This is a genomic window from Coprococcus sp. AF102-57 (assembly GCF_027686195.1).
Lineage (GTDB): Bacteria > Bacillota > Clostridia > Lachnospirales > Lachnospiraceae > Allocoprococcus > Allocoprococcus comes.
Window position 1 is genome coordinate 150,504 of record NZ_JAQCSY010000005.1, and the last position, 12,577, is coordinate 163,080.

At 39.6% G+C, this 12,577-nt stretch carries 12 protein-coding genes; 7 read left to right on the forward strand and 5 right to left on the reverse strand.

Features of this window, described 5'->3' with window-relative positions; translation table 11 throughout:
• Positions 1-2 precede the first annotated feature (2 nt).
• Complete coding sequence (locus PGZ10_RS05080) at positions 3-1,166, reverse strand: MalY/PatB family protein (protein WP_270540849.1); 1,164 nt, start codon at positions 1,164-1,166, stop codon at positions 3-5.
• A 23-nt stretch (positions 1,167-1,189) separates the two neighbouring features.
• Positions 1,190-2,044 carry a M55 family metallopeptidase gene (locus PGZ10_RS05085; RefSeq protein WP_270540851.1) on the reverse strand — a complete coding sequence of 285 codons (855 nt, stop codon included), beginning with the start codon at positions 2,042-2,044 and terminating at the stop codon, positions 1,190-1,192.
• A gap of 221 nt (positions 2,045-2,265) precedes the next feature.
• On the opposite strand from PGZ10_RS05085, the gene PGZ10_RS05090 reads away from it, so the two are divergent.
• The 7 genes from PGZ10_RS05090 to PGZ10_RS05120 all read left to right on the forward strand — a co-directional run bounded on the left by PGZ10_RS05090 (position 2,266) and on the right by PGZ10_RS05120 (position 10,855).
• Positions 2,266-4,002, forward strand: coding sequence for a peptide ABC transporter substrate-binding protein (locus tag PGZ10_RS05090; protein WP_117824448.1), 1,737 nt, complete (start codon positions 2,266-2,268; stop codon positions 4,000-4,002).
• A 68-nt stretch (positions 4,003-4,070) separates the two neighbouring features.
• On the forward strand, positions 4,071-4,988 hold the full coding sequence (locus PGZ10_RS05095) for an ABC transporter permease (protein WP_117824449.1): 918 nt from the start codon (positions 4,071-4,073) through the stop codon (positions 4,986-4,988).
• Between the two features lie 15 nt (positions 4,989-5,003).
• Positions 5,004-6,341, forward strand: coding sequence for an ABC transporter permease (locus PGZ10_RS05100; protein WP_117824450.1), 1,338 nt, complete (start codon positions 5,004-5,006; stop codon positions 6,339-6,341).
• Positions 6,342-6,355: 14 nt separating this feature from the next.
• Positions 6,356-7,387: an ABC transporter ATP-binding protein gene (locus PGZ10_RS05105; protein WP_270205426.1), complete on the forward strand. Its 1,032-nt coding sequence runs from the start codon at positions 6,356-6,358 to the stop codon at positions 7,385-7,387.
• The gene (locus tag PGZ10_RS05110) at positions 7,377-8,354 is read left to right on the forward strand and encodes an ABC transporter ATP-binding protein (protein ID WP_008373311.1); all 978 of its coding nucleotides are present in this window, start codon (positions 7,377-7,379) and stop codon (positions 8,352-8,354) included. Before PGZ10_RS05105 ends, PGZ10_RS05110 begins: the two co-directional genes overlap by 11 nt.
• A 26-nt stretch (positions 8,355-8,380) precedes the next feature.
• Positions 8,381-9,562: a MalY/PatB family protein gene (locus PGZ10_RS05115; RefSeq protein ID WP_173825207.1), complete on the forward strand. Its 1,182-nt coding sequence runs from the start codon at positions 8,381-8,383 to the stop codon at positions 9,560-9,562.
• Positions 9,563-9,577: 15 nt separating this feature from the next.
• Entirely contained in the window at positions 9,578-10,855 is a 1,278-nt protein-coding gene (locus PGZ10_RS05120) for an L-cysteine desulfidase family protein (protein ID WP_270540853.1), read from the forward strand.
• A gap of 108 nt (positions 10,856-10,963) precedes the next feature.
• Here PGZ10_RS05120 and PGZ10_RS16930 read toward each other — a convergent pair whose 3' ends face one another.
• The 3 genes from PGZ10_RS16930 to PGZ10_RS05130 are packed head-to-tail and all read right to left on the reverse strand — an operon-like array spanning position 10,964 to position 12,508.
• Positions 10,964-11,260 carry an IS3 family transposase gene (locus PGZ10_RS16930; RefSeq protein WP_442872543.1) on the reverse strand — a complete coding sequence of 99 codons (297 nt, stop codon included), beginning with the start codon at positions 11,258-11,260 and terminating at the stop codon, positions 10,964-10,966.
• A complete protein-coding gene (locus PGZ10_RS05125; protein ID WP_270540855.1) occupies positions 11,157-11,822 on the reverse strand; it encodes an IS3 family transposase in 666 nt (221 codons plus the stop codon). The genes PGZ10_RS16930 and PGZ10_RS05125 overlap by 104 nt, the downstream gene beginning before the upstream one ends.
• 5 nt (positions 11,823-11,827) lie before the next feature.
• Complete coding sequence (locus PGZ10_RS05130) at positions 11,828-12,508, reverse strand: transposase (protein ID WP_270540856.1); 681 nt, start codon at positions 12,506-12,508, stop codon at positions 11,828-11,830.
• Positions 12,509-12,577 lie beyond the last annotated feature (69 nt).

Below are 12,577 nucleotides of genomic sequence, written 5' to 3' on the forward strand. Positions count from 1 at the left end.
AACTAGCGGTTTTTGATTGCTTTTTCAATGCGGGCAAGAGCTTCCTGAAGTTGAGCGCGTGGACAGCCAATATTTAATCGCATATAAGTGCTGCACTGAGCACCGAAACGATATCCAGGATTCATTTTTACTTTTGCTTTTTCTAAGAAAAATTGATTTAATTCGTCATTTTCCAGATTAAGCTTTGAACAATCAAGCCACAGAAGATATGTTCCTTCAGGTGACCAAACGCTGATTTCCGGAATATTTTCTCTGATATATTCCACGGTGAAATCTCTGTTAGCTTCGAGATATTGAAGCATTTCTGTAAGCCATTCCTCGCCTTTTGTATATGCGGCAGTCAGCGCTGTCATACCGAAAACGTTATCCCCCAGATCAAACGCATTATAGGTTGCGTCATACGCATTGTATAATTTCTTGTTCGGAATAACAACATAAGATTGACAAAGACCGGCAACATTAAAGGTTTTACTCGGTGCAAAAGCTGTGATTGTATGTTCCATAGCATATTCTGATACGGATGCCATCGGAGTATGGTGTTTTCCGCCATATACGAAATCGGCATGGATCTCATCTGAAATAATATACAGCTCATGGCGTTCGGCGATTTTAGCAACTTCCAAAAGCTCTTCTTTTGTCCATACACGACCAGCCGGATTATGAGGATTACACATCATGATCGCTTTGCAGCGGTTGTCGATCTGGGCTTCCAGACGCTCGAAGTTAATGGAATAACGTCCGTTTTCATCACAATCTAACTGGTGATTAATGATAACACGTCCATTTTCTTCAATCGAAGAGTAGAATGGATGATAAACAGGTGTCATGATCACAATACGATCCCCAGGTGTTGTTAAGGATAAAAGACTCATAACAAGAGCAGGAACAACGCCTGGACTGAAGCCTAACCATTCACTCTGGATATTCCAGTGATAACGTCTTCCTACCCAGGATACGATGGCATCTTTTAATTCTTTGCTGTGATGAGTATATCCATAAACAGGATGATCTAAACGTTTCTGCATTGCTTCGCGAATTTCCGGAGCTGCTGCAAAATCCATGTCTGCTACCCACATCGGAACGACATCTTCCGGAACATTGTATTCCCATTTATTACAAGATGTGCCGCGTCTGTCGATGATTTCATCAAAATTATATTTTCCCATTTTCTTTTTCTCCTTCGAAATTTTTAGTTAGCTGTTCCTGCAAGACCGGTAATTGCAGAGATGCCACATTCTAATTCATGCATGTTATCGCATGTGATTTCTACTTCTGTACCGCTTAAGCGTTTCATGCGAGGAATTTGTGCAACAGTGTCGGCCATTGCTGTTGATTTAAATTCAAATCCCAGCTTGATCGGAGTCGCAACTTCGTATAAAGGAATTTTGCTTAAATCGGAATCAAGAACTTCTTTTACTGCAGAAATCGTATTTTCCCTGAGAACTTTTTGTGGTGGGAATTTTGCTGCATAGCGTGACAGAGCTTCTTTAGTTGTTACGAATTTTACCCATGGCATCATTTCTTTGTCTATAAGCTGTTTGCGAAGACCGGAATCACCGATGATAAGCCCTACCGGAACCTTATAAGAAGCAGCAAGTGCTGCGTTCGTTGTACTTTCGTTCATATAGGCTCCGTTAATCTTAAGGCTGGAAACAACTTTTCCGTAGAAGCTGTGATCCATATTGGCGAAATCTTCTCCCGGACCGGCATGATATCCGGCCAGAAATACAACATCGTAGGTTTCATCCAGGCAAGACATCATGTACTGTCTTCTTGGAGAACCGCTTACTAAGCTGATACGTTCATCCATCTGGCAAAGTTCATCATAAGAAAGGTTCGTTCCGCTTCCATGAGAATCAGAAATGGTGATTTCCCCGATTTCATCATTTCTGGAGGAAGCATGAATTCCTTCGATGATCCAGCGTACCTGATTGTGTAAAGCGCGGCGGAAGGAAGGAACCTCATCGCGTTCCTGAGATGGAGAAGTGATACCTGCCATTCCTTCCATGTCTACAGAAATGTAGATTTTTAGTGCTTTCTTCATAAGAAAATCCTCCTTTATGTAATTTATTTGTTTCCTTATAGAAAAACAAAACATACAGTTGTTAAAATATTATAAAACAATAAAAGAATTGTGTCAATATCTTGACATAATATACAAAAAGAATTATACTGTCAGTAATATTTATACTGTGAGTAAAAAACACAGAAAAAATCTTTTTCGTAAAACGAAACTCAAAAAAGGATGTAAAGGAGGAGAAATGTATGAAAAAGAAAAAATTAGCGTTGTTTTTAGCACTGACGATGGTTGTCGCTAGTTTTGCGGGGTGCGGTGGCAAAAAAGAAAAAGCTTCTGACAATGGATCAGCAAAACAGGAAGCAGAAACGGAAACTGAAGGATCAGAAGAGGGAAGATACCTTATGTGGAGATTGTATTCTGAACCAAAGCAGTGGGACCCAACGAACAACTCTGAATCTGTATCAGATGCGATTTGTAAGCAGTTGTTTGAAGGCCTCACCGTATCAACATCCGATGGCTTTAAACCGGGTATCGCGGAAAAATGGGATGTTTCAGAGGACGGAAAAACATATACATTCCATTTAAGAAAAGATGCGAAATGGTCAGACGGAAGTCCGGTGACAGCAAAAGACTTCGAATATTCCTGGAGAAGAATTTGTGATCCGGATTTTGCATCTGAAGCACTTCAGGCTATCACAGATTATGTTGTAGGTGCTACTGAATATTTTGAAGGAACAGGTGAGTATGATGATATCAAAGCAACAGCAATTGATGATTATACATTTGAAGTTGTTTTGAAGAATGCAACACCGTTCTTCCCGCAGTTAGTTGCCAATGACGTTTATCTTCCTATTAAAAAAGAAGCAGTGGAAGCAGCAGGTGAAGGATGGGAGAAGAAACCGGAATCAGCAATCAGTAACGGAGCATTCTACTTAGAAGAATATCAGGTTGGATCTCATTTATTACTGAAAAAGAATCCTTACTACTATGCAGCAGACGAAGTAAAACTTCCTGGTATCAAAGCAGTATTTATTACAGATGATAATACCGCATATCAGGCATATCAGGCAGGTGAGATCGATGTTATGGATCACCTTCCGGCAGAACAGATTCCACAGATTGTTGCTGAAGATCCATATGTAATTGTCAGTGCCGATACAGGAGCACAGTTCCTGAATTTCAACGTAGATAAAGCACCATTTGATAATGTTCATGTAAGAAAAGCAGTTGCCAAGGCAATCGACAGAAAGCAGATCACAGAACAGGTATTAAAAGATGGTTCTATCCCGGCAAGTAACTTTATCGCTCCGACATGTCAGAAAACAGATGGAACACATTTTCGTGAACTTGAAGCAGATGGATATCCGGCAGAAGAATATGGAATCGATCCGCGTCAGGCTAAGGTAGAAGATGCGCAGGCAGAACTTGCGGAAGCAGGTTATCCAAACGGAGAGGGCTTTCCGGAGGTGGAAATCACATATGCGAATACTGAAAAGAACAAGAGACTTTGTGAAGCAATTCAGCAGATGCTGGAAACAAATTTAAATATCAAAGTTAAACTCCGCGCAGAAGAATCAAGTGTATTCAGCTCTACAAAGAGTAAAGGTGATTATCAGATGGCTCCTGGTGGCTGGACAAATAACCCATACGATGCAAGTGGACTTATTAAACTTTTCTATTCTCAGAATGGTAATAATACATGCCAGTGGAGATGGAGAGAATACAAAGGCGCTCCGAACGATACAACATTAAATCCTGGTAACAAAGCATTTGATGAAGCATTTGATAAAGCAATGGCTTCATTAGGCGAAGAAAGAGATGCAGCCTGGGAAGAAGCGAATAAAGCACTTATGGATGATATGCCGATCACAGCACTTTATTATCCGTCATTTGTGGCTCTTGTAAATGAAGATCAGGTAGAAAACGTTGAACTTACATTGGGCAATTCATTTATGTTCAGCCATGCTGAAATCGTTGAGTAGTTGTTGACTTTAGGAAGACCGAAAAGTACCTTGCTTTTCGGTCTCCCTATTATTAGAGGAGAAGTAATATGCTGAGATATATAGCGAAAAGAGTACTTTCTGCGATTATTACGATCTGGTTCATTATGACACTGACATTTACATTAATGAATGCAATTCCAGGTGACCCATTTGCCAGCGAGAAAATGAACGATCCGGTAATTATTGCAAATATGAAAGCAAAATATGGTCTTGATAAACCGTTTATTGAACAATATGGAACATATATGCGGAACTATATGCATGGGGATTTTGGTATTTCCTTTATGAAAAAAGGAATCACAACCAATGATATTATTTCAGCAGGATTTCCATATTCTTTAGCAATCGGTATTTGGGCTTCGTTAGTTATTTTAGGTTTCGGAATATTTTTTGGTATTATTGCCGCATTGAGGCAAAATAAATTTGTAGATCGAGTCTTGATGGTGCTATCAACCCTAGGGGCGACAATCCCAAGCTTTGTATTTGCAACAGGATTCTTATATCTGTTCAGCAAGATTTTAGGATGGGTACCATCGTTTGGTGTGAATAGCTGGAAGGGATATATTGGACCGGTTATTGTCAGCGCATTATTCTCACTTGCGTATGTTGTACGACTGACAAGAACTTCTACGTTGGATGTTCTGAATCAGGATTATATTCGTACAGCAAGGGCAAAGGGACTTCCTGAATGGAAGGTACTTGGAAAACATGCATTAAGAAATGCATTGCTTCCGGTTGTAACTTATATCGGACCAATGTTTGCTGCATTGATTACAGGATCTTTCGTAGTAGAAAAGGTATTTGGTATTCCTGGAATCGGAAACTTATTTACAAACAGTATCCTTAACCGAGACTATACATTGATTATGGGTATTACTGTATTTTTCTCAGTTATTCTTGTAATCTGCATTTTAGTAGTCGATATTCTGTATGTATTAATTGACCCACGTATTAAATATCAGTAAAACAGGTGAGAAAATATGAGCGAAAAAAATAACGTTATCTCTCCGGAATTATGGGCACCGTTGGAACAGGAAGAAAAAAATGCTGAGAAAATGGAAAGGCCTAGTCTTACTTTTTTACAAGACGGATGGAGAAGATTAAAATCCAATAAAATAGCGATCCTTTCTTTGATCGTAATTGCTTTGATTACAATCGGAGCTATTTTTATCCCAATGTTTTGGAAATATGATTATAAGACACAGAATCTGGAATTAGCGAATATTCCGGATGTAATGAAAGTATATCCGCTTGACAACGGAAAAAATATTTATGTAACACCACAGTATACAGTTGTTGTGGTTGACAAAAAAGGAAATCTTGAAGGACTTGCAGAAGTAAAGAATAAAGATGTCAATGGAAAGAAAAATTTCTTTACGGTCGGAAACAGTGAAATCTGTGTTGATTATAGTGGTTATTCAGATGCAAGTAAAGAGTATAAAAAATTAGAAAAGAAAGCAGCAAAAAAAGATTTAGACACAGTAGCGATCAAAGGAATTAAATATCTTGAAAACTATTATGCAGGAAGCGATGTGACAGAGGTTACAATTGAAGAAGCCAAAAGTATTTTGGAAAACAAGATAGAAAGAACAGTGATCACTTGTGATGGTGAGAAGCTCACAAAGCAGGAGAAGATAAAAAATAAAACTTATCTGCTTGGAACAGATGGTCTTGGGAGAGATTTGTTTATCCGTATTGTATATGGTGCACGTATTTCTCTTTTGGTTGGTCTGTTTGCGGCATTTATCAACTTTGTGGTTGGTGTATTCTACGGCGCGATTGCGGGTTACTGTGGTGGAACAGTTGATAATATCATGATGCGTATTATTGACGTTCTGGACTCCATTCCGATGACGCTGTATGTTATTTTGATCATGGTTGTAGTAGGACCTGGTATTTCTTCCATCATTATTGCATTAGGTTTGACATTCTGGGTTAAAATGGCCCGTATCGTCAGAGGGCAGGTTCTGACGCTGAAACAGCAGGAATTTGTTAAAGCTGCCATCGTAACAGGAGCAGATACAAAGAGAATTATTGTGAAACACCTAATCCCGAATATGATGGGACCTATCATGGTAAATATGGCAATGCAGATTCCAAGTGCAATTTTCAATGAAGCATTCCTGAGCTTCGTAGGTCTTGGTATTTCTGCACCGATGGCTTCCTGGGGTACTTTGTGTAATGACGCTTTAGCAGGAATTTATGTATATCCATATCAGATGGTATATCCGGCGATTGCCATTTCAGTTACAATCCTTACATTCAACTTATTAAGTGATGGTTTAAGAGATGCATTCGATCCAAAACAGCGTAAATAAGGAGGAAAAAGCAAATGAGTGAAAAATTATTAGATGTAAAAAATTTACATACCTCTTTCTTTACGCATTTAGGAGAGGTGCAGGCAATCCGTGATGTCAGTTTTGGATTAGACAAAGGTGAGATCATTGGTATTGTAGGTGAATCGGGCAGTGGGAAGAGTGTTACATCACTTTCTATTATGGGATTGCTTGCATATCCTGGAAGAGTAAAGAAAGGGGAGATTCTCTTTAACGGAGAAGATCTTTTGAAAAAGAAAAAAAGTGAGATGCGTAAGATTCAAGGGGATCACATTGCTATGATCTTCCAGGATCCGATGACATCTTTGAATCCATTATTTAAGATTGGTGATCAGATTACAGAAGCTATTCTGACACACCATAAAATTAAAAAGGAAGATGCAAAAAAACGTGCACTTGAAATGTTGAAACTGGTAGGTATTCCTTCACCGGAAAAAAGATTTCATTCCTACCCACATGAGTTTTCAGGCGGTATGAGACAGAGAGCAATGATTGCGATGGCACTTTCTTGTGAGCCAGAGCTTCTGATTGCGGATGAGCCGACAACGGCACTGGATGTTACCATTCAGGCACAGGTACTGTCTCTTATGAAAGAATTAAATGAAAGACTGGGAACAGCTACTATTTTGATCACACATAACTTAGGATGTGCATCAAGTATCTGCGATAGAATCATCGTTATGTATGGTGGAAAGATTATGGAGGAAGGAACAACGGAAGAAATTTTCTATGAACCGCATCATCCATATACGATGGGACTTTTGAACTCTGTACCAAAAGTAACCGGAGAAGCATCAAAAGAAAGACTGGTTCCGATTCTTGGAACACCGCCGGATATGCTTCATCCACCGACAGGATGTCCGTTTTATCCGCGCTGCAAATATGCAATGAAAGTATGTGCATCTATGCCGGTGCCGGAACAGTATATCAGTGATACACATCGTGTAAGCTGTTTTATGTGCCATCCGCAGGCACCTCGGAATGAAGAGTATGAAAGTCAGAAAGGAGGAATCCGACATGCCAAATAATACACTTTTGGAAGTAAAAGACCTGAAAATGTATTTCGAGAATAAAAAAGGATTTTTAGGTAAAAAAATCGAGTATGTAAAAGCAGTGGACGGAGTTTCCTTCAAAATACAAAAGGGAGAAACAATCGGACTGGTAGGAGAGTCCGGATGTGGAAAATCTACAACCGGATATTCCATCATGCGTCTCTATAAACCGACAGCAGGAGAAATCATATTCGACGGGAAAGATATTGCACAGTTAAGTGCAGCTGAAGTATGGCCATACAGAAAAAGAATGCAGATGATCTTTCAGGATCCATATGCATCCCTGAATCCTCGTATGACGGTTTCAGATATTATCGGTGAGCCACTGGATATTTATCATCTTTATGAAGGTAAGGAAAGACAGGAACGCATCTATGAATTGTTGAATACAGTTGGTCTTGGAAAAGACCATGCCAGCCGTTATCCTCATGAATTTTCAGGTGGACAAAGGCAGCGTGTCGGGATTGCAAGAGCACTTGCGGTAAATCCGGATTTTGTAGTCTGCGATGAGCCTATTTCGGCACTTGATGTCAGTATTCAGGCACAGGTAGTAAATATGCTTGAAGATCTGCAGGCAAGTCTTGGACTTACTTATTTGTTTATTGCACATGATCTTTCTATGGTCAGACATATTTCCCAAAAAGTAGGTGTTATGTATCTTGGATCTCTGGTAGAATTTGCGGAGACAGAAGAATTGTACGAACAGACACTGCACCCATATACAAAAGCATTGATGTCAGCGGTTCCTGAACTTGATCCTGCGATCAGTAAAACTAAGAAACCGGTTATGCTGCAAGGGGATGTCCCAAGTCCGATTGATACACCGGTTGGATGTAAATTTGCATCCAGATGCCCATATGCTACCAAACGCTGTCATGAAGAAAGACCAATCTTCAGAAACGTTGGAAATGAACATTATGTAGCCTGTCATCTGGTAGAATAATGCATAATTAAAGAGGAAATGAAAATATGAAATACAATTTTGATGAGCCTGTTGACAGAAGCAAAAACCGTTCTGCAAAATATGATGAAAGGGTAAAGAATTTTGGGACAGATGATGTGATTCCGCTTTGGATCGCAGATATGGATTTCAAAACAGCACAGCCTATCATTGATGCATGTAAAAAGAAAGCGGAAGAAGGAATCTGGGGTTATACATCCCGCCCAGATAGTTATTTTAAAGCGTATGCCGACTGGCAGTTAAGAAGAAACGGATGGGCACTTGATACAAACTTATGTAGCTGGTGTTTAGGTGTGGTTCCGGCTCTTGCAGCGATCATTAAGCTATTTACAAAGAAAGAAGAAAAGGTTTTAATTCAGCCACCGGTTTATCCGGAATTTTTCGAAATCACAGAAAATACAGGGAGAGAACTTGTACAAAATAACTTTCTTGAGCATGACGGAGTGTGGGAAGTAGATTTTGAAGATTTTGAAAAGCAGGTAAAAGATCCCGCAGTGAAACTCTTCATTTTATGTAATCCACATAATCCGCTTGGACGCGTATGGTCCCAAGATGAGCTGTCTAAAATGCTGACACTTTGCTTTGAAAATGATGTTCAGGTAGTTTCGGATGAAATTCATTCGGATCTCATATTTCATGGAAAAAAACATATTCCGGCAGCAATTGTTGTCCCAGAAGCAGCTGATAAGGTGATCACATGTATTTCCGTGACAAAAACATTTAACCTGGCAGGACTTCAGGCATCAACCACGGTATTCCCAAATCTGGAAATGAAGAAAAAGTTCGACGGATATTGGGGTGGAATGGATATACATAGAAACAATGCGTTTAGTTCTGTTGCAATGGAAGCAGCATTGAATGAGGGCGAAGAGTGGTTGGAACAACTCCTTGCGTATATTTCTGGAAATCTTGATTATATATGTGATTATTTTGAAAAAAAGATTCCTCTGATCAAAGCAAATATGCCGGATGCAACCTATCTTGTGTGGCTGGACTGCAGAGCACTGCATATGGATAATGAAGAATTAAAGGATTTTATGATTCATAAGGCAGGGCTTGGATTAAATGACGGTTCGTCTTTTACAAGGACAATGAACGGGTTTATGCGGTTGAATGCAGCCTGTCCGAGATCTGTTCTAGAGAAAGCATTGAAGCAATTAGAGGATGCGGTTAATAGTCTGAATAATTGATTGGAGGAAAAAGAAATGCATGAATTAACACAATTAATTAAAGAGGATATGCGTCCGGCTCTTGGGGTAACAGAGCCGGGAGCGATCGCGTATGCGGTTTCAAAGGCAAAATCTTATGTTCCGGGAGAACTGGAACAGGTTACGCTTTTACTAAATAGTGGAATGTATAAAAATGCATATACATGTGGTATTCCGAACAGTCATTTTTACGGAAATGAATACGCAGCAGCTTTAGGGGCGGTAGCAGGAAAACCGGAAAAAGAGCTGGAGAGCCTTGCTAATGTAACAGAAGCCGACAATGTGGCAGCAGAGCAATTGGTAAAAGACGGAAAAATCGTTGTGAAAATGAGCGAGATTACGAGTCGTATTTTTATCGAAGCCCGCGTAAAGACAACAGGCGGAGAGGCTATGGTTCGGATCCGCGATGCACATACAAATATTGTTCGTATTGAGGCAAATGGAGAGGTGCTTCTTGAGAAGGAAGAAGCTTCTGTGGAAGGTGGACACGAAGAAAAACCATTGATCCACAATTATACATTAAAACAGATTTACGAATACGCAAAAGAAGTTCCGGCAGAGGAAATTGAATTTATCAAGGCTGCCTATGAGATGAACTATGCTCTTTTTGAAGAAGGAATCCAGAACCCGAGAACAACCTATGCACGGTATCTGCTTGAGAAAAATGGCGGAAAGATTATTTCGGATAATGAGTTAAAGACTGCATCTTTACTTTGCAATGCAGCAATTGAGGCCCGTGTGATCGGACTTGACAGACCAGCCATGAGCATTACCGGTTCCGGGGCACATGGAATCATTGCAACCATGCCTCTTTACGGTGTTTGCAAGATCCGCGGATTAAGCGATGAAACCTTATATCGTGCCACCGCATTAAGCTATCTCATCTGCATGTATATCAAAGAATATTCCGGTAAGCTTTCTGCTTTCTGTGGCTGCGGCATTGCTGCCGGTACAGGAATGGCCTGTGCGTTGGTTTTCCTTCATGGAGGTGATGAGCATGCCATGACGAGAACGATCAACAACATGTCCAGCAGTATTACCGGTATGATCTGTCATGGCGGAAATAAGGGCTGTACGATGAAAGGTGTTGTGGCAGTGAACGCTGCATTCCAATCGGCAGACTTTGCGATGCATGATATTTTTATTGATGATATTCATGGAATCAATGGTTTTACACCAGAAGATACGATGCGGCATATGGGAGAAATCGCTTCGCCAGGCATGATTGGAACTGAGAAGACAATCGTGGATATTCTGCAGGAAAAAGGAGAATAGAAGATAGAAAAAGAAAAAGTCTTTGAATTGTGAACTGCTTCCCGTCAAGTAGACAATTAAAAAAATAAAATTTATTTCTGCCACTAGATGAAAAACTGGTGGCAGTTTTTATGCTGCCAATATATATTGTTCATGTTTTTCCATTGGGGTTAAAACTCCAAGATTCCTTTGTAATCGTCTATTGTTGTAATATTCCATGTAGCTTTCAATCATGCCCACAAGTGCTGTACGACTCGTAAATCTTTTCCCATAATAACGTTCTCTTTTTATAATCCCCCAGAATCCTTCCATCGGACCATTATCAATACATTTTGCAACCCTGGACATGGAAGCTTCGATTTGTATATTGAAATCCTCTGTCACTATGACACAGCGGGCGTGCATCTGGATTACTGGCAATGGCATTGTCGAAAGTATCAAAGACCAATGCGTTATTATTGTTATCTCGAATTACATAGGACACAATCCGTCTATCATACAAATCTAGTATTGCACTAAGATACACCTTATGTTTTTCCAAACCGATGTAATATTTAAATTCCGTCACATCTGTAAGCCATTTCTGATTAGGTGCATCTGCAAAAAACTCTCGGTTTAATACATTTTCCGCTATGTATTGTGGATTTGCGGATTGACGTGTGCATCCATTGTTAGCATATTTAATTGTGGATTTAATATTTTTCTTTCTGCAAATACGAAGAACCCGTTTGTCATTTACCTTTATTCCATAATAGCGTTCCAGATCATCTCGTATTCTTCGATAGCCTTTGTCAGGAGAATCCGTGTGTATCTTTTCGATTGCATCTGAAATACGCAAGTTTTTAATTTCATTAGCTGGAATCTCTCTATGAAGCCATTTATAATAAGCAGATCTGCTTACATTTCCAAGTTTGCAAAGTGCACTGATTGGGTAACCGTATGTTTCGTTTTCCTCTTTAATTGCCTGATAAATCTGCCCTTGCCTCAACAGGCTTAACCCCGCCTCCTCTCTATTTCGTCAAGTTTTTTTAGGAATGATGCCTCCATTTCAGCTTTTTTCCGCTTGGATTTTTCCATCTTCAATTCTGCTTGAAGTTTTTCAATTTCGGAAAGAGAATTCTCTGATTTCCTTTTGCCACGATTGTCTTGTAGTGCATTAATTCCACCGTTTTCATATTTAACCGTATAGTTTCGTGCCTGCTGATAAGAAACTTTAAATTTTTCAGATGTTTCAGTGTAATTATGATCATGGCTAATGCAATATGCCGCAATTTCTACCCGTTCATTAAATGCCGTTTTTCTTCCTTTGGTCATGATGCCTGTATCTCCCATTCTGGAAGCTTTTAGCTCCTCATGACCATTATACTTCTTAATCCAGCTTCTGAGTTGACTGGTCGAAAGAATTTTGAACTTTTGACAAATTTCCATATGAGAACCTTCGCCAGCTAAATATGCTGCGACTGCTTGCTCTTTTTCTGCTTTGGAATAATGTTTGTTATGATTGGTTTTAAACGCATCTATTCCCATCGCTTCGTAGTTTTTTACCCATTGTTTGAATGATTGAAAGGCTATACCTAAACGTTGTGCAATCGTCTTCATACTGCCTTTTCCATCTAAATATTCTTGAACTGCACTTATCTTTTCTTCAGCACTGTATCTTGCTTTTCTTCCCAATAAAAATACCCCCTTTCAGGTAACAAGTTTTATATTATTTTACTTGTCTACCTAAAAGGGAGCATATCA